Genomic DNA, 19,190 nt, shown 5'->3' with positions numbered 1-19,190 from the left:
GGACATGCGAATGCCCGCCCATGGCCAGGCCAGGGCGGGCATTCGCACGGGGTGTCAGGCGCGGGTGAGCTCGTCCTCGCCGTCGCGCACTTTGTCAGCAGCCGGTCCGTTGACCGCCGCGCTCGCGTCGCCGAAGCGCTCGTTGAGGCGGGAATGGCGCTGGCCGTAGGAGAAGTAGATCGCCATGCCGATGACCAGCCAGACCGCAAAGAAGATCCAGGTCTCCACCGCGAGGTTGGTCATCAGGTAGAAGCACAGCACGGCGGACACGACGGGCAGGACCTTGCCGAACGGTACGCGGAAGGCCGGCTTCAGGTCCGGGCGCTTCTTGCGGAGCACCAGGATGCCCAGGCTTACCACCACGAAGGCGGACAGCGTCCCGATGTTGATCATTTCTTCCAGCAGGTCCACGTTGGTCAGCCCGGCGACCAGGGCGACGGCGGCCCCGCAGATGATCTGGAGGCGCACCGGCGTCGAACGCTTCTGGCTGGTCTTGGACAGTGCACGGGGAAGTAGCCCGTCGCGGCTCATGGCCAGCACCACGCGGGACAGGCCCATGAGGAGCACCATGATCACGGTGGTCAGGCCCACCAGGGAGCCGAAGGCAATGATCTTGGCCGCCGAGGTGTCCCCCACTGCTTCGAAGGCCGTGGTGAGGGTGGGGTTCTCGGCCTCGGCCAGCTGCGTGTAGGACACCATGCCCGTGAGTGCCAGGGACACCAGGATGTAGAGCAGGGTTACCAGGGCCAGGCCGCCGAAGATGCCGCGCGGCAGCGTCTTCTGCGGGTTCTTTACTTCTTCCGCCGACGTGGCCACCACGTCAAAGCCGATGAAGGCAAAGAAGACCAGAGCGGCGCCGGCGAAGATGCCAAGGGTGCCGTACTGGGCGGGGGCGGCTCCGGTGAGGAAGCCGAAGAACGACTGCTTCAGGACGTCGGCGCCACCGGCGCCGCCGGTCGGCTGGGCGGCCGGGATGAACGGGGCGTAGTTTTCGATCTTCACGTAAGTGAAGCCCACCACGATGACAAAGAGGACGACGCCGATCTTGATCAGGGTGAAGATGTTGCCTACGCGGGCGGAGAGCTTGGTGCCCAGGACCAGCAGCACGGTGAAGACGGCGACGATCAGGAAGGCACCCCAGTAGAGGTCAATCCCGCCCAGGGAGATCGCCGGCGGAATATCGGCGCCCATGAGGGCGAATACCTTGCTGAGGTAGATGCCCCAGTACTTGGCGATCACGGCCGCGGCGGTGAAAAGCTCCAGGATCAGGTTCCAGCCGATGATCCAGGCCAGGAGTTCGCCCATGGTGGCGTAAGTGAAGACGTACGCGGAACCGGCCACGGGGATGGCGGTGGCGAACTCGGCGTAGCACATGATGGCCAGCGCGCAGGTTACGGCGGCGATGGCGAAGGACAGGGTCACGGCGGGACCGGAGAAGTTGGCCGCGGCCTTGGCGCCAACGGAGAAGATGCCGGCGCCGACAGCAACCGCGACGCCCATGATCATCAGGTCCCAGGTACTGAGGGAGCGCTTCAGCTTGCGCCCGGGCTCATCGGCGTCGGCGATCGACTGCTCGATGGATTTGGTCCGGAGAAGGTTCATTGGGGGATCACAATCCTGGTTTCGGATGGAAACAGACCTATTAACGGTAGTGTCCATCCACTGGACGGGCCCAATTGTCCCGAATGGTGAGACGGTTACTCTGCCGAACTTTATTCCGGCAAAGCACTTGGGACCCTTCAGATGAAGGGTCCCAAGTGGTAGTTGGTCGAACCGGCCTAGGCGGGCCAGTCCATCAGGGCGGACCGGATCAGGAACCTTTTTCCCTCCGGCGCCTCGACCGAAAAGCCGCTCCCCCTGCCCGGCACCACGTCCACCGTCAGGTGCGTGTGGCTCCAGTAGCTGAACTGCTCCCGGGACATCCAGAATTCCAGCGGCTGCGGTTCCAGTCCCTCGGAGAGGTCGAAGAGGCCAAGCAGGACGTCTGCTTCCGCGGTGATGAAGTCGCCCGCCGGATAGCACATGGGCGAGGACCCGTCGCAGCAGCCGCCGGACTGGTGGAACATGAGCGGACCGTGCTGGAGCCACAGTTTCCGCAGCAGCTGCACGGCCGCCGGGGTGAGCGCCACCCGCGAGAAGTCCTCCCCGGGCAGCGTCACCCCGGCCTCAAGCCTGTCCAGCGGCATCAGAACCTCAGGACTACGCGGCCGTCGATCTTGGCGTGCTTCATTTCATCCAGGACGGCGTTGACCTCCGAGAGTTCCCGGACGGACACCGTGGGGTGGATCTTGCCCTGGGCGTAGAAGTCCAGCGCCTCCTCCAGGTCCTGGCGGGTGCCCACGATTGAACCGCGGACTGTCAGGCCCTTGAGCACAATCTCGAAGATCGGTGCGGGAAAGTCGCCGGGCGGCAGGCCGTTGAACACGATCGTCCCGCCACGGCGTGCCATGCCGATCGCCTGCCCGAAGGCCGAGGGATGCACCGCGGTGACCAGTACTCCATGGCATCCTCCGGTTTCGCGCTGGATGACTTCCACCGGGTCCTCATGCAGGGCGTTGACCGTCAGTTCGGCGCCGTGCGCCTTCGCCAGGGCGAGTTTGTCGTCGGCAATATCCACGGCAGCCACCCGGAGGCCCATGGCGACGGCATACTGGACGGCGATGTGACCAAGGCCGCCGATGCCGGAAATGGTGACCCACTGCCCCGGCCTTGCTTCGGTCATTTTCAGGCCCTTGTAGACGGTGACGCCGGCACAGAGCACCGGCGCCACCTCGACGGGGTCGGATCCCGCCGGTATGCGGGCGGCGAAGCGCGAGTCCACCAGCATGTACTCGCCGAACGAGCCGTCAACACTGTAGCCGGCGTTCTTCTGCACTTCGCAGAGTGTTTCCCAGCCGGTGCGGCAGTACTGGCAGTCGCCGCAGGCGGACCAGAGCCAGGCATTGCCCACCAGGTCACCGACGGCCAGGTCGGTGACGCCCTCGCCGAGGGCCACCACTTCCCCCACGCCCTCGTGGCCGGGGATGAAGGGCGGTGAGGGCTTGACGGGCCAGTCACCTTCCGCCGCGTGGAGGTCGGTGTGGCAGACGCCGGTGGTCAGGACCTTGACCAGTGCCTGTCCCGGGCCGGGGGCGGGAATCTCGAGGTCCTGGACCTGGAGGTCCTTGCCGAATTCGGTTACTACTGCTGCTTGCATTCTCGTCGTCATTGGCGAAATCCTTGCGTCGTTGTAGCGGGGTTGGAACTGGGTGCAGCGGCTACTTCTAGAAGAAGCCGAGCTTGTTTTCGTTGTAGCTGACCAGCAGGTTCTTGGTCTGCTGGTAGTGGTCCAGCATCATGGCGTGGTTCTCGCGCCCGATGCCTGAGGACTTGTAGCCGCCGAACGCGGCGCCCGCCGGGTAGGCGTGGTAGTTGTTCACCCAGACACGGCCGGCCTGGATTTCCCGGCCTGCCCGGTATGCGACATTGCCGTTGCGGGACCAGACGCCGGCGCCGAGGCCGTAGAGGGTGTCGTTGGCGATGCCCATGGCGTCGTTGTAGTCGCTGAACTTCGTTACGGCGACCACCGGGCCGAAGATTTCCTCCTGGAAGATCCGCATCTTGTTGTGGCCCTCGAAGACCGTGGGCTGGACGTAGAAACCGCCGGCAAGGTCGCCGGGCAGCTCGGCCCGGGCGCCGCCGGTCAGGACCGTGGCGCCTTCCTGCTTGCCGATGTCGATGTAGGACAGGATCTTCTCGAGCTGGTCGTTGGAGGCCTGGGCCCCGACCTGGGTTGCGGTGTCCAGCGGGTTGCCCTGGACCATCTTTTCTACCCGGGCAACGGCGTCGGCCATGAAGGACTCGTAGATGTCTTCCTGGACCAGCGCGCGGGACGGGCAGGTGCAGACTTCGCCCTGGTTGAAGGCGAACAGCGCGAAGCCCTCCTGGGCCTTGTCGTAGAACGCGTCGTTCTCCTGGGCGACGTCGTTGAAGAAGATGTTCGGGCTCTTGCCGCCGAGCTCCAGGGTGACCGGAATCAGGTTCTGGCTGGCGTACTGGCTAATCAGCCTGCCGGTGGTGGTCTCGCCCGTGAAGGCGATCTTGCGTATCCGGGGGCTGGAGGCGAGCGGCTTGCCTGCCTCGACGCCGAAGCCGTTGACCACGTTCAGGACGCCGGCGGGGAGCAGGTCGCCGATGAGCTCCATCAGGACCAGGATGGACGACGGCGTCTGCTCGGCGGGCTTGAGCACCACGGCGTTGCCGGCGGCGAGGGCGGGCGCGAGCTTCCAAACGGCCATTAGGATGGGGAAGTTCCACGGGATGATCTGGCCGACGACGCCGAGCGGCTCGTGGTAGTGGTAGGCGGTGGTGTCCTCGTCGAGCTGGGACAGCCGGCCCTCCTGGGCGCGGACGGCGGAGGCGAAGTAACGGAAGTGGTCCGCGGCCAGGGGCATGTCGGCGTTGAGGGTTTCGCGGATGGGCTTGCCGTTGTCCCAGGACTCGGCGACGGCCAGCATTTCCAGGTTCTCGTCGATCCGGTCAGCGATCTTGTTCAGGATCGCGGCGCGCTCGGCCACGGAGGTCTTGCCCCAGGACGGCGCAACCTTGTGCGCGGCGTCGAGCGCCAGTTCAATATCCTCCGCCGTGCCGCGGGCCACCTCGCAGAAGACCTTGCCCGTGACGGGGGTGACGTTTTCGAAGTACTGGCCCTTGACCGGGGCCACCCATTCGCCGCCGATCCAGTTCTCGTAGCGGTCCTTGAAGGTGACCTTCGAACCCTCGGTACCGGGCTGGGCGTAAACAGTCATTGCTAGCTCCTTTGCTGTGCATGGGGCGGAGGCCGGGTCATGGCCTCTGCCGTTGCACTCAGCGTAGGAGGGCAAAGGTTGCAGTCAGGTTGCAACCCTGTGGCCCACATCACAGGGGCTCATTGTCAGGCGCGCAGTTCGGCTTCCAGCCGCTCGAGGTCGGCGACGACGGCGGCACGCTTGGGCGAGCGGGCAGGCAGCAGTTTCAGGGCGGCACGCCGGACCCCGACGTCGTCCCTCGCCTCGGGCAGCTCAGCGTACTTGAGCAGCGTTTCGGCGCTGCCGTCCGTGAGGACGGCTTCCCGCATCAGGGACGAGACCCTGTCCCGGAGGTCGATGATGCCGGGGGCCTCGGACTTGGGCAGCACGGCCCCGCGGTAGATCTCCAGCGCGATCCGGTGGGCGCCGCGCTGCAGGCAGTTAAGGACCTGGCCGCTGTCCGGCACCAGGTCCAGGGGCAGCCGGTACGGCCGCGAGCCGGGAACGGCGGCCGGGTTGAGCTGCTGCAGGACCTTGCGCAGCCGGACCATTTCGGCGCGCAGCGTCATGGTGGACCCGTCGCCCGGGTACAGGAGGACGCTGAGTTCCTCGGCGCTCAGTCCGTCCGGGTGCGAGCTCAGCAGGGCGAGGATTTCGCTGTGCCGGGCGGACAGCACCACGGTTTTGCCCTCGATGCTGAGCAGGGCCTGGTCGCGGCCCAGCAGCTGGAGGCTGTTGCGGTACAGGCTGCCCTCCTTCGCCCCCGGCACCGGTGACCGGGAAGCGCTGCCCTGGCTCCGCCGTCGTGCAGGCCTGCTGGCCAGCGACGCCGCCAGCTGCAGCCGTTCAACCCGCAGCTGCGCCTGCGCGGCGGCCACGGTCGCCTCGACGAGCGACAACGTGTGGGGTGCCACCGCCGTGGCCGTACCGGTGATGTCCACCACGCCCAGGACGGCGCCGGAATCCGGATCGTGGAAAGGAACAGCGGTGCAGCTCCAGGGATGGACGGTGCGCTGGTAGTGCTCGGCCCCGGCGATCTGGATTCCCCGGCCCAGGGCAAGGGCGGTTCCGGGGGCACTTGTTCCCACCGTTGCCTCGGACCAGTCGGCACCCGGGACGAACATCATGCCCTCGGCGCGGCGCTGCAGCACGGGGTCCCCGTCCACCCACAGGAGCCGGCCCACCTCGTCACCCACTGCCACCAGCAGGCCGCTGTCGTGGCTGGGCTGGACCAGGAGCTTGTTAATGACAGGCATGATGGCGGCCAGGGGGTGCTGGCTGCGGTAGTCCTCCAGCACGTCCCGGTCCATGGCGAGCGGGGCTGCCGGGCTGTCCGGGTTTGCCTTGAAACTGGCCGAACGCTGCCAGGACTCTTTGATGAGCTTGCGCAGGCCTGGTATTTCCGGGGTGCCGGCAGCGGCACCGTCCAGGAACTCATGCCCGGCGAGGGCGGCTCGCTGGTGCGGCTCGGCGGCCGGCTGGATCAGGTTCGTCATCGAACTCCCATGATGGTGCGCGGCACTCGTTCTGCCAGCCCGGCAATTGTACCCCTCAGCCGGCTGAACGGCAGCCGCAAATGCGTTGCTTTTGGCCCCTGTGGCAGGCGGCAGTCCCCGGAACGGCGCGGTTGCGGGGACCAGCTGCCTGCAAAAGTTACGCAAACAGGGACGCGTCAGCCGTATTGGATGCGGACCAATTGCTCCAGGGCGTCCGCTCCGGCGGCTGCACCGCCGGCCGCCCTGAACCCCTCGGCCACCCGGCGGGCCCCTTCCCTCTTGCCAAGGGCCTCGTGAACCGCCGCTCGAAGCGTCCCGGGAGTGAGCTTCCTGCGGCTGAGGCGCACACCCGCGCCTGCCGCCACAACCCGCGCCGCCACCTCATGCTGGTCCCGGCCGAACGGGACCACAACCACCGGAACCCCCTTGGCCAGCGCCTTCTGGGTGGCACCCATTCCGCCATGGGTGATGGCAACTGCCGCGTGCTCCAAAACCGGCCCGTGCGGCAGGAAATGTTCCAGCCGGGCATTCGGGGGAAGCTGTCCAAAGCCATCAACACTGGAAGCCCGGTGCGCTCCTGCGGCGCCGCTCTCCGCGGCCGGCAGCGTGGCGACGACGGTGAACGGCTCCCCCGCGAGGCCCTGCAGTGCCGCGTGAACGATGGCTTCGTCGGCCTGGTATTCGGACGAAGTCGTTACCAGAATTACCGGTTCCTTGAGGGAACCAAGCCAGGCGGGCGGCGGTGCCGGCGGTTCCCATGACAGCGCCCCGATCATCCTGACGTCCGGCGCCCAGTCAGGGTGCGGGTACTCAAATGGTTCGGAGGTGGTCACCAGCGTGAGCGGGGCGGTGCGGAAGAAAGCGTCCACGCTCCGGACCGGGGGAAGTTTCCCGGCGGAGATGTCAGCGCGCACCCTGTTGATGCCGGGCAGCATCAGCTTCTCCACGGCTCCGGTCACGAGGGGGCGTACCAGTGCGTCCCGGATCCTTCCCAGCGGGCCCGGCATCGGGTCCAGCCCGGGCCCGAAAGGCGGCGTCCCCTTGGACTGGAGCGGCGGTGTGTAGGGACTGAACGCTCCCCACGGGAGCCCGCTGGCTTCCGCCACCATCCGGGCACCCCACGCGTTGATGTCCACCAGCAGCAGGTCGGGATTGACGCCGCCAATGGCGCTGCGAAGGTCCGGGGCGTCAATCCGGGCACGCGCTGTGAAGGTCTCGGTGCTTGAGGCGAGGTTCGCCTTGACCGACTTCGCTAGGTAGTCCCGGTGCACCACCTCCAGGAGCCGTTGGTCGACAGGTTCGGCGTGCAGGCCCGCGCTCCGCAGCATGGGGACCTGGCCGGGAAGGGCCCGTACATGGACATCGTGGCCCCGGGCATTCAGTTCCAGGAGCAGGGGAACCATCGGAAAAAGATGGCCTATGGCGGGCGAGGTATAGCCAAGAACGGTGGACATCACGGCCTCCGGGTGAAGGGCTCCAGCATTTCGAGTAAGGAAAGTGCCACCTGGCCGCGGCTGAGGCCCGCATCCAGGCGGAGCAGCTTCCAGGTGTAGACGTCGCAGAGGGCGACGAACTGGGCCAGGCGCCGGTTCCGGTCCTGCCCGTCCGGGAGGAACCCGCCCTCAAGGAAGGGGGCGAAAACCCGCTCACACCACTGCCGGTGGAGGCGCCTGGCACCTTCGGTGATTTCCGCCAGGAGGGGTGAGGTGTCCTCCTCAGCCAACAGTTTCAGGGCCAGCGCCCCGGTAGTTTCGTAGTGCTCCAGGAGGTTGTCGACGGCGGCCGGGACGTCGCCGGGGGGAACGGCGCCGCGCTGGCCGGCAACCTCTGCGGACGCGAATTCAGCGGCGGCGTGGATGAGGCCCATGCGGTCACCGAAGCGGCGGATGACAGTTTGGACGGTAACAGCTGCCCGATCCGCCACTGCGTTCAGGGTGACGTCACCGAGCGGCCCTTCCTTGAACAGGTCCAAAGTTGCCTGCAGTATCCGGCGCCCCGTTTCGGCGGCGGAGGCGGCGCGCTTGGGCGAGTCGTAGGGCCGGGTCTTCATCCCGTCCGCATTCATGTTAATCAGCTTAACTCGAAATATGCCCCAAGGTAAGGGGTATGGGGATGGTCACGGAATCCTCAGCCGCGGGAGATGCGGATCATCTCCTCGCGCGGCACCACCTTGATGCGTTCGCGGACCACGTGGTCCAGGCCTTCGGGCCCGGTCCAGGCAGCACCGAGGCCTGCTTCGTGGGCGTCGAGCCTGTTCCAGCCCTCCCATGTGGTGTATTCGATGCCGCGCTCTTCCAGCAGGTCGATAATCGCCTGCGGGTCAGGGTTCTTGGCCGGGGGCAGGGTCAGCCGGTCTTCGAGGAGGAAACCGATGGTTTCCAGGGCGTCGCCCTTGGTGTGGCCGATCAGGCCTACCGGTCCGCGCTTGATCCAGCCGGTGGCGTAGATGCCGGGAACAGGGTTGCCTTCAGCGTCCAGGACCCGGCCGCCTTCGTTGGGGATGACGCCCCGCTTGGCGTCGTACTCGAGTTCGTCCAGGGCGGAGCCGTGGTAGCCGATGGCCCGGTAAACGGCCTGGACCGGGTACTCGATGTACTCCCCCGTGCCCTTGGCATTCCCGGTCCCGTCGAGCTGCATGCGCTCGAACTTGATCCCGCCCACCTTGCCCGCGCCGTCGTCGAGCACCTCTACGGGGCTGTGCAGGAAGTGCAGGTGCAGCCGCCGGGAGGACGGGTTCTCGGACTCGGTGTGCTCCTCCACCAGCCAGTTGGTGAGCGTGTTCACCATGGTCTTGATCTGGTTGTTGCTGCGGATGGCGTCATCGGAGGCTTCGTCGAACTCGAAGTCCTCGGGGTAGAGCACAATGTCCACGTCGTTCATGTGGCTCAGTTCCCGCAGTTCCAGCGGCGTGAACTTCACTTGGGCCGGGCCCCGGCGGCCGAAGACGTGCACGTCCGTGACCGGCGAAGCCTTCAGTCCCTGGTACACGTTGTCCGGAATCTCGGTGCTCAGCAGCTCCTCAGGATGCTTGACCAGCATGCGGGCCACATCCAGTGCCACGTTGCCGTTCCCGATCACCGCGATTTCCTTCGCCTCCAGGGGCCACTCGCGGGGGACGTCCGGATGGCCGTCGTACCAGGACACAAAGTCAGCGCCGCCGAAGGAGCCCTGCAGCTCGATGCCGGGGATGTCCAGGTCAGCGTCCTTGACCGCGCCGGTGGAAAAGATCACGGCATCATAGAAGGCCCGGAAGTCGTGCAGGGTGAGGTCCCGGCCGTACGTTACGTTTCCCAGGAACCGGATGTCGCCGCGGTCCAGGACCTTGTGCAGCGCATTGACAATGCCCTTGATCCGCGGATGGTCCGGCGCCACGCCGTACCGGATCAGGCCGTACGGCGCCGGGTAGGCCTCGAACAGGTCGATGCTGACCGCGAAGTCGCCGTCCTTGACCCCGCTGGACTTCGTGAGGATGTCCGCAGCGTAGACACCGGCCGGCCCCGCGCCCACAATGGCGACGCGGAGGGGACGGGAGGAGGCGGATTCGCTGTGGTTGGACACCGGAAGCCCTTCTGAACTGGCTGTCTTGACGAGAATGCGCCGGACAGGTAGCGCACAGTCCCCTATTCTAGGGCTCAGCCGCTCTTCGCCAGCGGAACCACGTCACCTTCGCGGTACAGCAGGGCCCTGAGCTCGGCTTCGGCGGAGTCGGGCCGTTTGGGATCGATGGTTTCGCCCTCGTGGTAGTGATCCACTATGCGGGGATCGACGTAGCTCTTGCGGGCGATCGACGGCGTGTTCCCCAGCACCTCCGACGCTTCCATCATGGCCCGGGCGATGGCCCTCTTGCGTTTGGCCGCCGTCCGCCGCGCGCCTGTGCGGGCCAGGCTGCCCGCAGCCGCAACCGAGCCCCGCAGGGTCCGGAAGTCCTTGGCCGTGAAGTCGGATCCGGTCCGCTCCTTCACGTAGGCGTTGATGTCGGCACTGGTGACGGGCTTCCACTGCCGTCCCTCCTTGTAGGCCAGGAGCCGGGCATTGGGGCCGCGCCGCTTGAGCAGCCGCAGCAGGACGGCGAGGTCTGCGTCGCGGAATTCCGACTCCCAGTCCTTGCCGCTCTTGGCGGGAAACTTCAGCAGGATACGGTCCTTGCGCACCGTCACGTGGGCGCAGAGCAGGGTGGCGAGCCCGTGGCTGCCGTTCTCGTTCGTGTACCGCTCAGACCCCACCCGCAGCGATCCGCTGTCCAGCATCCGGAAGGCCCCGGCGAGGACCCGGTCACGCGAAAAGCCCTCACTGCGCAGGTCCATGGTGACCCTGCGGCGGGCCGCCGGCAGCGACTCCGCCAGTTGCAGGGAACGGTCGAATTTCACCCGGTCCTTCCGTTCCCGCCATTCCGGGTGGTAGATGTACTGGCGCCGGCCCACCGCATCCACACCGGTTGCCTGGATGTGCCCGTTCTCGAACGGGGCAATCCATACATCTGTCCACGCCGGCGGAATGCCGATGCTTTCCAGCCGGTCCCGGACCGGACCGGGCGGCAAGGTGGAGCCGTCCAGGTCCCGGTAGCTGAAGCCTTTACCGGCAGCAACACGGCGGTAGCCTCGGCCCGAAGCGTTGCTGCGCCGGAGCCTCATGGGGCCGTGTCCGGCCGCTTGGCGAAGATCATAAAAGCAAGCCTACTGATTATTTGCCGGTTGCGTGCCCTGCCTGCTGGAATACCTGCCCCCGGGGTGGTGTTATGGGTTCCGTGCCCACTCCCGATGGATCCTCCCCCGCCAGCGCCCCGGCTCCCGCCGCTGCGCCCCGTCCTTCCCGGGCAGCCGGCCCCAAAGCCGCCGGTCCCAAGGCCGTAGATAAGGAGACGACGGCGGGAATCCTCTTTGGCATCGGGGCGTACGGGCTGTGGGGGCTGCTCCCGCTGTACTTCTTTGTCCTCATGCCGGCGGGCGCCGTCGAAATCGTGGCCAACCGGGTGGTGTGGTCCCTGCTGTTCTGCGCCCTCCTCATCATGGCCACCCGTTCCTGGTCCGCGCTGGCGCAGGCCCTGCGGGACCGCGCCGTGTTTGGTTCGCTGGCCCTGGCCGCCTTCCTGATCGCCGTCAACTGGCTGACGTACACCTACGGGGTGACCACCGGGCAGGCCGTTGAGGCCTCCCTTGGCTACTTCATCAACCCGCTGGTGTCTGTCCTGCTGGGCGTGTTCGTCCTGAAGGAGAGGCTGCGTCCGCTGCAGTGGACCGCCGTCGGCATCGGTTTTGTGGCGGTGGGCGTCCTCACCTACTCCTACGGCAAGCTGCCGTGGATCGCACTGACCCTGGCCCTCAGCTTCGGCCTCTACGGTTTCGTCAAGAAGCGGGTGGGGTCCAGGGTGGACGCCGTCACCAGCCTCAGCGTGGAGAGCATGGTGCTGGCCCCGTTCGCGGCGGCCACGATGGTCTACCTGGCAGCCGCCGGAACAGCCACGCTCACCACCCAGGGACCGGGCCATTTCTGGCTCCTGCTGGCCTCCGGCGTGATCACGGCGGTACCGCTGCTGTTCTTTGGAGCCTCGGCCCGCCGCCTTCCCCTGACAACCATCGGGCTGCTGCAGTACTTCGCGCCTGTGCTGCAGTTCATCCTGGCGCTGGTGGTGTTCAGGGAAGCGATGACCCTGGACCGCTGGATCGGCTTCGGCGTGGTGTGGGTGGCGCTGCTGGTCCTGACCGTGGACATGCTGCGCACGGCCCGCAAGGCGTCCGTGGCCCGGCGACGGAACCGGGCGGCCCTCAAATCCTCCTAGCCCCCTGTTGCCGGGAACCCCGGTGGAGTAGGTTGCTCGGATGGAGGACTCATATCAGGTCATCGTGATCGGGGCCGGATTCGCCGGCACCGCTGCAGCCAGGGAACTTGGCCGCAAGGGCGTCCGCGTCCTGCTTATCGATTCGAACAACTACCACCAGTTCCAGCCGCTGCTGTACCAGGTGGCCACCTCGCAGATAGGCGTGTCCGCCATTGCCCGCCCCATCCGGTCCATGTTCCGGCGGATTCGCAACGTGCGGGTCCTGACCGCGGAAGTGGCCTCGGTTGATGTTGGAAACCACACCGTCACCACCGACGAGGGTGACACGTTCCGCGCCCAGGTTTTGGTGATCGCCGTGGGCGCCGTGCCCAACTTCTTCAATACGCCCGGGGCGGAGGAGCATGCCTTCCCGCTGTACTCCGTGACCGACGCCACCAGGCTTGGAACCAGCGTGACCCGGCTGCTGGACCGGGCCGACCGCGAGCCTGGAACCGAAGTGGACATGGTGGTGGTGGGCGGCGGTCCCACGGGGGTGGAGACCGCCGGCGCCCTGGCGGAAAACATCAAGTTCGTTGTGGCAAAGTTCTTCTCCCCGGAACTGGCGGCCAGGTGCCGCGTGCACCTGGTGGACATGGTGCCGAGCGTGCTCGCCATGTTTTCTTCCAAGTCCCAGGAATACACCCGGCAACGCCTGGCGAAGATAGGGGTCCAGATGCATATGGGGGTGGGCGTCACCGAGGTCAGGGCCGACGGCGTGACGCTGGCTGACGGGACGGTCATCCCGGGCGGGATCGTTGTCTGGGCCGGCGGGCTGAAGGGCGGGGACCTCATCGCCGGCTCGGGGCTGCCGCAGGGAAAGGGCGGCCGGATCGACGTCCAGGCTGACCTGACGGCCCCTGGTGCGGAAGGCGTGTATGTCATCGGCGACGCCGCCAACATCACCGATTCGACCGGAGCGAAACTGCCGCAGCTCGGTTCGGTGGCCCAGCAGGCCGGGAAGTGGGCCGCGCGCAACATCCTTGCCGACCTCAACGGCGGAACCCGGCAGCCTTTCCGCTACGTGGACAAGGGATACATGGCGATGATCGGACGGGGCGCGGCGGTGGCTGAACTGGGGCGCCGGCGCGTCCAGCTCCAGGGTCCGCTGGCTTTTCTGTCCTGGCTCCTGGTGCACCTTGCCCTGCTGTCCGGATTCCAGCAGAAAGTCCGCGCCCTGTTTTCCTGGCTCAACGGCTACGTGCTGCACAGTCCCGCGCAGGTGGTCATCGGCGAACCGGACAAAGCCCAGAGGTAGCGGCGCCTTAATCCCCCGAGGCCCCGGAACAATAGTTCCGGGGCCTCGGGTTGTGTTCGCGCCGTTGCGAGGGACGCTAACTCTGTGGACGGCTACGCGTTGGCTTTGATGGCGGCGGCCAGGACGTCCAGGCCGTCGGTCAGCAGTTCGTCGGTGATGACCAGCGGCGGCAGCAGGCGGATCACGTTTCCGTAGGTGCCGCAGGTGAGGATGATGACGCCTTCCTTCAGGCACGCGGCCGCCACGGCCTTGGTCAGTTCCGGGTTCGGTTCCTTGGAGCCGGCCTGGACCAGTTCGATGGCGAGCATGGCGCCGCGCCCGCGGACGTCGCCGATGACGGCTGTTCCGGCACCGGCAAGCTCGGCCTGCAGCGCGCGGAGGCGGGTAGTGGCCAGGGCTTCAATGTGGCGGGCCCGGCCGTTCAGGTCGTACTCCTCCATGGAGCCGATGGATGCCAGCGCGGCAGCGCATGCCACTGGGTTGCCGCCGTAGGTGCCGCCCAGGCCGCCGGGGTGCACGGCGTCGAGCAGGTCTGCCCGGCCGGTGATGGCGGAGAGCGGCATGCCGCCGGCGATGCCCTTGGCCAGGGTCAGGATGTCCGGAACGACGCCCTCGTGGTTGACGGCGAACCATTCACCGGTGCGGCAGAAGCCGGACTGGACCTCGTCGGCGATGAAGACGATGCCCTTGTCCTTGGCCCACGCGGCCAGTGCCGGGAGGAAGCCCTCGGCAGGGACAATGAACCCGCCTTCGCCCTGGATGGGCTCGATGATGATCGCGGCAACCTGGTCCCCGCCGATCTGCTTTTCGATCATGGTGATGGCGCGCTTGGCGGCCTCGGCACCGGTGATCTCCGGGTTTTCCTCGCGGTACGGGTAGCTCATGGGCATGCGGTAGACCTCGGGCGCGAACGGGCCGAAGTTGGTCTTGTACGGCATGGCCTTGGCGGTGAGCGCCATGGTGAGGTTGGTGCGGCCGTGGTAGGCGTGGTCGAAAGCCACGACGGCGTCGCGTCCGGTGGCGAGGCGGGCCACCTTGACGGCGTTCTCCACCGCCTCCGCGCCGGAGTTGAAGAGGACCGTGCGCTTCTCGTGGTCGCCGGGCGTAAGGCGGTTGAGCTGCTCGGCCAGTGCCACGTACCCCTCGTACGGGGTGACCATGAAGCAGGTGTGCGTGAAGTGCTCCACGGCTTCCTTGACGGCACCGACGACGGCGGGATCGGACGCGCCCACGCTGGTCACCGCGATGCCTGAGCCGAGGTCGATGAAGGAGTTGCCGTCGACGTCGTGGATGATCCCGCCGTCGGCGTCTGCAACGTAGACGGGAACGGCGGAGGCGACGCCGGCGGCAACTACCGCCTTGCGGCGCTCGGCCAGTGCCACCGACTTGGGCCCGGGGAAGTCGGCCTGGACCCGGCGCTTCTGCTCCAGGCGGAAGGTGATGTCTGATGCGGTGGTGGTCATGGGGAGCCTTTCTGGAAAGCCTGGGGTTTGATGCGGAGGTTTGGCGGCGGGGTTATGCGTCGAGTGCACTCATGACGTGCTTGATGCGCGTGTAGTCCTCAACGCCGTACATGGAGAGGTCCTTGCCGTAGCCGGACTGCTTGAAGCCGCCGTGGGGCATTTCGGCGGTGAGGAGGATGTGGGTGTTGATCCAGACGGCGCCGAAGTCCAGGTCGCGGCTCAGGCGCATGGCCGTACCGTGGTCGGTGGTCCACACGCTGGAGGCGAGGGCATAGTCCACGTCATTCGCCAGTTCCACAGCTTCTTCCTCGGTGCTGAACTTCTGCACGGTGATGACGGGCCCAAAGGTTTCCTTCTGGACGATGTCATCGCTTTGCCTGGCGCCGGTGACGATGGTGGGTTCGAAGAAGTAGCCCTTCTCCCCCGCCCGGTGGCCGCCAATTTCGATCCGGCAGTTGGCAGGCAGGTTCTCCACCACCGAGCTGACGGCGTTGAAGTGGTTGATGTTGTTCAGCGGGCCGAAGTAGTTGTCCTCATCGTTCTGCGAGCCGGTGCGGAGGGTTTTGGTGTGCTCCACCATGGCGGCGACGACGTCGTCGTGCACCGAGTCCTCCACCAGCACGCGCGTGATCGCGGTGCAGTCCTGGCCTGCGTTGAAGAATGCGAACTCGGCGATGGCCGCGGCACTCTTCTTGATATCGGCGTCCTTGAAGACGATGGCCGGCGCCTTGCCGCCAAGCTCCAGGTGGGCACGCTTGAGGCCCTTGGCGGCACCGGACGCCACAGCGATACCGGCACGGACGGAGCCGGTGATGGACACCAGGCCGGGAACCTTGTGGTCCACCATCAGGGCACCGGTCTCGCCCGTGCCCAGCACCACGTTCAGGACGCCGGCGGGCAGGATGTCCCCTGCGAGGCGGGCCAGGACCAGCGTGGATTCGGGGGTGGTGTCCGAGGGCTTGAGGACCACGGTGTTGCCGGCGGCGAGCGCCGGGCCGATCTTCCAGATGGCCATCAGGAAGGGATAGTTCCAGGGTGCAACCTGGGCCACGACGCCGATGGGTTCGCGGCGGACGTAGGAGGTGTGCCCCTCGAAGTATTCGCCGGCGGACTTGCCTTCAAGGATGCGGGCTGCGCCGGCAAAGAAACGGAGCTGGTCGGCGCCGGCCGCCACTTCCTCGGAGGCGATCAGGGAGCGGACCTGGCCCGTGTTGCGGTGCTGGGCCTCCACGAGTTCGTCACTGTTGGCCTCGACGGCGTCGGCGAGCTTGAGGAGCATCAGCTGGCGCTGCCCCGGGGTGACGTGCTTCCAGGTCCTGAAGGCGTCCTTGGCTGCGGTCATGGCGGCGTCCACATCAGCCTGCACCGAGACGGGCGAGTGCGCCACGACTTCCCCGTTGGTCGGGTTCACGATGTCCAGCAGGGTGGTGCCGGCAGGGGTGACGAACTTCCCGTTGATGAAGTTCTGCAAGGTTTGGACCACGGTGTGCAACCTCTTTCGTAGGGGCCACCCGCGCCCGGGCGGAGTTCGGGGCGGATGGATGGAACTGCCTTGAGCCTATGCCAGCGCCCCTGTGCAGTGAATAGCCACCTGCACACCCTTCCGGGAGCTGTTTAGTGCGGTTGCCCAGCGCCCGTTTATCCTTGATCCATGGCCATCTCCCTTGCCGCCCTGCTGGGTGTTAACTCCCTGAAGTTGTCCAAGGCCGGGGTCGCCGAGACCACCTGGCACCAGGACATCAACTGGGTGGCAGTCACGGAACTGGAGGATCCGCACCGGTTCCTCAACGGCGGGGAACTGATCCTCACCACCGGCCTGCGCCTGCGATCCGCGCCGGAGCAGCGGCGCTTTGTCCGGCAGGTGCAGCGGGCCGGTGCCGTGGGCATTGGCTTCGGCGTGGGGCTCTCGCACGAGACGGTCCCTCCTGCCCTGCTGGCGGAGGCGAACCGGTGGGGCCTGCCGGTGGTGGAGGTTCCCTACGAGACGCCGTTCATTGCCATTGGCAAGCTGGTGGCCGACGCCCAGTCCGCGGACCACTACGCCAAGCTCGAGCGGCTGATCGCCGGGCACCAGATTCTGGCCCGGGCCCTGCTGACCGGTGGCGGGCTCGCCGAGCTCCTCAAGCACCTGGGCAACATGCTGCGCACCGACGTGGCCCTCACCCAGTTCACGGCCCAGCTCTACAACAGCAGCAGCGATTCCCCGTCCGCGGACTCCTGGTCCTCCTATCCCGTCCCCACCGGCCGGCGGGATGCCTGCACGCTCTGGGTCCGGCAGCCCTTCGAGGACTCGGGCATCATCGGGTACGCCCAAAGCCTGATCAGCGTGGAGCTGAACAACATGGTCAAGCAGCGCCAGGCCCAGCGTGCCCTCTGCGGCCAGGTCCTGGAAGACGTGATCCACGGGGCGCTGGAGACCAGCGAGGCCCAGCGGCGCCTGGCCGGCGTGGGCGTCAACAGCACCCGGAAGAACGTGGTGCTGCTGGCCGTTTCGGCCGCCCACAACAAGGCACTGGTGAGTACCTCGGTGCCGCGCGAACTGGAAAAGGCGGTGGCCGCCGTCGTGGGCAAGGACCTGGTGCTGGTCATTAACGACGACGGCGGCGGCGCACCTGCCCTTGCCCGGAAGCTGAGCGACCACCTGGCAGAAGCCGGCATCCACGCCACGATCGGGATCGGCGGCGCGTACACCAAGCCGAACGGCCTGCGGTGGAGCTACTTTGAGGCCCGTGACGCGGCAAGCCACGGCCTGCCCGTCAATGAGCCGGAGCGCCTCAGCCTGACATCGCTGCTCCTGGCCAGCGAGGACGTACCGCTGGCGGACATGGCCAACGAGTCCCTGGACCCGCTGCGGACCTTTGACGCCGCCCACGGCTCGGAACTGATGGCCACGCTGGAGAGCTACCTCAACAACAACGGCTCGGTGGCCGCCGTCGCCGAGGAGCTCACCCTGCACCGGAACACCGTCCGGTACCGGCTGGCGCAGATTACCGAGCTGACCGGTTACGACCCCGCCGTCACTGCGGACCGCGTGCAGCTCTGGCTGGCGCTGGCCGTGGCCCGGCTGTCCGCGCGGCAGGGGAAATAACGCCAACGCGGGGTCACTTCCTGCCCGATATCAGCGATTTATCGGGCGTTATCTGACCCCGAGTTGCCCTGACATGCCGCTACCCCAGCCCGCGACGCAGCAGTTTCCGGGACTTCCTGCGGGCTTTCCGGTACTCGGCCTCGGAGCTGCTGATCAGTCCGTCCTCCCGCGTCTCCAATGCTGCATAGGCTGCCGCAGCCGGCGTCGGTTCCTGGCGTGAGCCCACCGTGGCCAGCAGGTCCCGGGCGATCACGGCGTCGTGGAAATTGCCCAGGATCTTTTGCTGCCGGTGCGCGGCCTTGGCCACCTTGTCCCCACGTTTGCCGTAGACCTGGGCGGCAGATTCCGCCACGTGCCGCAGCTTCTTGGCATCCTTGCGCACCTGGTGGAGGGCGGTTTCGTGGGCCGTTCCGCGCTTCGACCGCACCGCGGCCTTGTGCGAGCGCCGCAGCCGCCTGGCAGCCTTGGCCACGGCTTTCGCAGCCACGCGGCGCCCCGGCGCCACCGGGTCCGGACGGACCGGCGGTTTGTCCCGGAACGCCTCCAGGTCATCCAGGAGCCGGAAGTAGCGTTCCGAGCGCAGCGCCTCCTGGAGCTGCCGGTAACCGTCGTCATAGGCGCCGCCCACTTTGTGCTCCACCTTGGCCCTGACGTCGTCCACGCCCTCCCCCGGCGGAAGGTCGTCGAGGTGCCCGCGGAGCCTGGCCAGCAGGACCTCGGCATCCCGTGGCGCGCCGAGCAGCTGGCCCAGCCATTTCAGTTCGTCGCGCAGCCGGCGCACCGGAGCGGCTGCATAAAGTTTTGAGTAGGCAGAAAGCACGGAGCGGACCCGGCGGAGCGCGGACCGCATGTCGTGCACCGACTCGGGCTCCTCCAGCCGGACTCCCGGGTCCTGGGCCAGGATCTCCCCGATCTGTCCACTGAGGTAGGCAGTGACGACGGCGGCTGCGGGGGCCTTCCTGCCGGCAGCCAGGGCAGGGGTACTTCCGTTCCGGGAAGGGCCGGCGTCCGGGAGGGAGCCGGCGGCGCCGCCCAGCGCACGGGCAAGCTTCGAGGCGTGCCCGGCAGGACGGGCTCCGGCCTTGGCCAGCAGCTCCTCGGCGGGGCCGAAGAACCCGGGATCGCCATGGACGAGTTCCAGCTCCCATTCACGCCAATGCTGCTTCTCCCCGCCGCCCCCGGCTCCGCCTTTTTGTCCGCGGTGCAGGAGCTCGGCTGTCACCCGGTCATCGGCGAGGTCCGCCAAGTGAACGCCGTCCTCGCCGTACAGGGCGTGGGTGGTGCGGCTGGTTTCCAGCCGCACCACC

General features: G+C 67.1%; 15 protein-coding genes. 3 read left to right on the top strand and 12 right to left on the bottom strand.

The genetic code is table 11. The annotated features are described in order from the left end of the window. Positions 1-54: 54 nt before the first annotated feature. The 9 genes from U7114_RS07225 to U7114_RS07185 all read right to left on the bottom strand — a co-directional run bounded on the left by U7114_RS07225 (position 55) and on the right by U7114_RS07185 (position 10,893). The gene (locus U7114_RS07225; protein WP_323056956.1) at positions 55-1,602 is read right to left on the bottom strand and encodes an amino acid permease; all 1,548 of its coding nucleotides are present in this window, start codon (positions 1,600-1,602) and stop codon (positions 55-57) included. A 176-nt stretch (positions 1,603-1,778) separates the two neighbouring features. Next, on the bottom strand, positions 1,779-2,186 hold the full coding sequence (locus U7114_RS07220) for a DUF779 domain-containing protein (protein ID WP_157241545.1): 408 nt from the start codon (positions 2,184-2,186) through the stop codon (positions 1,779-1,781). Then, the gene (gene adhP, locus U7114_RS07215) at positions 2,186-3,208 is read right to left on the bottom strand and encodes an alcohol dehydrogenase AdhP (protein WP_197432478.1); all 1,023 of its coding nucleotides are present in this window, start codon (positions 3,206-3,208) and stop codon (positions 2,186-2,188) included. The genes U7114_RS07220 and adhP overlap by 1 nt, the downstream gene beginning before the upstream one ends. A 55-nt stretch (positions 3,209-3,263) precedes the next feature. Continuing rightward, on the bottom strand, positions 3,264-4,787 hold the full coding sequence (locus U7114_RS07210) for an aldehyde dehydrogenase family protein (protein ID WP_323056955.1): 1,524 nt from the start codon (positions 4,785-4,787) through the stop codon (positions 3,264-3,266). Positions 4,788-4,912: 125 nt separating this feature from the next. After that, positions 4,913-6,262: a GAF domain-containing protein gene (locus U7114_RS07205; protein ID WP_323056954.1), complete on the bottom strand. Its 1,350-nt coding sequence runs from the start codon at positions 6,260-6,262 to the stop codon at positions 4,913-4,915. A gap of 176 nt (positions 6,263-6,438) precedes the next feature. Continuing rightward, a complete protein-coding gene (locus U7114_RS07200) occupies positions 6,439-7,716 on the bottom strand; it encodes a glycosyltransferase (protein WP_323056953.1) in 1,278 nt (425 codons plus the stop codon). Then, complete coding sequence (locus tag U7114_RS07195) at positions 7,716-8,327, bottom strand: TetR/AcrR family transcriptional regulator (protein WP_323056952.1); 612 nt, start codon at positions 8,325-8,327, stop codon at positions 7,716-7,718. The genes U7114_RS07200 and U7114_RS07195 overlap by 1 nt, the downstream gene beginning before the upstream one ends. A 62-nt stretch (positions 8,328-8,389) precedes the next feature. After that, positions 8,390-9,820, bottom strand: coding sequence for an FAD-dependent oxidoreductase (locus U7114_RS07190; RefSeq protein WP_323056951.1), 1,431 nt, complete (start codon positions 9,818-9,820; stop codon positions 8,390-8,392). Positions 9,821-9,894: 74 nt separating this feature from the next. Continuing rightward, the gene (locus U7114_RS07185) at positions 9,895-10,893 is read right to left on the bottom strand and encodes a DNA topoisomerase IB (RefSeq protein ID WP_323056950.1); all 999 of its coding nucleotides are present in this window, start codon (positions 10,891-10,893) and stop codon (positions 9,895-9,897) included. Between the two features lie 104 nt (positions 10,894-10,997). Here U7114_RS07185 and rarD point away from each other — a divergent pair, with 104 nt between their 5' ends. Further along, positions 10,998-12,038, top strand: coding sequence for an EamA family transporter RarD (rarD, locus tag U7114_RS07180; protein WP_323056949.1), 1,041 nt, complete (start codon positions 10,998-11,000; stop codon positions 12,036-12,038). 40 nt (positions 12,039-12,078) lie between these two features. Next, positions 12,079-13,332, top strand: coding sequence for an NAD(P)/FAD-dependent oxidoreductase (locus tag U7114_RS07175; protein WP_323056948.1), 1,254 nt, complete (start codon positions 12,079-12,081; stop codon positions 13,330-13,332). Positions 13,333-13,424: 92 nt separating this feature from the next. Here U7114_RS07175 and gabT read toward each other — a convergent pair whose 3' ends face one another. Next, positions 13,425-14,795: a 4-aminobutyrate--2-oxoglutarate transaminase gene (gene gabT / locus U7114_RS07170; protein WP_323056947.1), complete on the bottom strand. Its 1,371-nt coding sequence runs from the start codon at positions 14,793-14,795 to the stop codon at positions 13,425-13,427. Between the two features lie 52 nt (positions 14,796-14,847). Then, the gene (locus U7114_RS07165; protein WP_321214150.1) at positions 14,848-16,278 is read right to left on the bottom strand and encodes a gamma-aminobutyraldehyde dehydrogenase; all 1,431 of its coding nucleotides are present in this window, start codon (positions 16,276-16,278) and stop codon (positions 14,848-14,850) included. A 168-nt stretch (positions 16,279-16,446) separates the two neighbouring features. On the opposite strand from U7114_RS07165, the gene U7114_RS07160 reads away from it, so the two are divergent. Then, the gene (locus U7114_RS07160) at positions 16,447-17,883 is read left to right on the top strand and encodes a PucR family transcriptional regulator (RefSeq protein WP_157241534.1); all 1,437 of its coding nucleotides are present in this window, start codon (positions 16,447-16,449) and stop codon (positions 17,881-17,883) included. A 79-nt stretch (positions 17,884-17,962) separates the two neighbouring features. Here the strand turns inward: U7114_RS07160 and U7114_RS07155 are convergent. Further along, the coding region (locus U7114_RS07155) for a CHAD domain-containing protein (RefSeq protein ID WP_323056946.1) at positions 17,963-19,190 on the bottom strand (1,228 nt) is incomplete at its 5' end.

Source organism: Pseudarthrobacter sp. C1 (genome assembly GCF_034720455.1).
In the GTDB taxonomy this organism is placed as follows: domain Bacteria; phylum Actinomycetota; class Actinomycetes; order Actinomycetales; family Micrococcaceae; genus Arthrobacter.
The sequence above is the reverse complement of the archived record's forward strand: the minus strand, read 5'-3'. Positions and strand labels throughout refer to the sequence as shown.

Bases quoted from the DNA above. Each gene is read 5' to 3' on its own strand.
- U7114_RS07225 (WP_323056956.1), bottom strand. From the start codon at position 1,602: ATGAACCTTCTCCGGACCAAATCCATCGAGCAGTCGATCGCCGACGCC.
- U7114_RS07220 (WP_157241545.1), bottom strand. From the start codon at position 2,186: ATGCCGCTGGACAGGCTTGAGGCCGGGGTGACGCTGCCCGGGGAGGAC.
- adhP (WP_197432478.1), bottom strand. From the start codon at position 3,208: ATGACGACGAGAATGCAAGCAGCAGTAGTAACCGAATTCGGCAAGGAC.
- U7114_RS07210 (WP_323056955.1), bottom strand. From the start codon at position 4,787: ATGACTGTTTACGCCCAGCCCGGTACCGAGGGTTCGAAGGTCACCTTC.
- U7114_RS07205 (WP_323056954.1), bottom strand. From the start codon at position 6,262: ATGACGAACCTGATCCAGCCGGCCGCCGAGCCGCACCAGCGAGCCGCC.
- U7114_RS07200 (WP_323056953.1), bottom strand. From the start codon at position 7,716: ATGTCCACCGTTCTTGGCTATACCTCGCCCGCCATAGGCCATCTTTTT.
- U7114_RS07195 (WP_323056952.1), bottom strand. From the start codon at position 8,327: ATGAATGCGGACGGGATGAAGACCCGGCCCTACGACTCGCCCAAGCGC.
- U7114_RS07185 (WP_323056950.1), bottom strand. From the start codon at position 10,893: ATGAGGCTCCGGCGCAGCAACGCTTCGGGCCGAGGCTACCGCCGTGTT.
- rarD (WP_323056949.1), top strand. From the start codon at position 10,998: ATGGGTTCCGTGCCCACTCCCGATGGATCCTCCCCCGCCAGCGCCCCG.
- U7114_RS07175 (WP_323056948.1), top strand. From the start codon at position 12,079: ATGGAGGACTCATATCAGGTCATCGTGATCGGGGCCGGATTCGCCGGC.
- gabT (WP_323056947.1), bottom strand. From the start codon at position 14,795: ATGACCACCACCGCATCAGACATCACCTTCCGCCTGGAGCAGAAGCGC.
- U7114_RS07160 (WP_157241534.1), top strand. From the start codon at position 16,447: ATGGCCATCTCCCTTGCCGCCCTGCTGGGTGTTAACTCCCTGAAGTTG.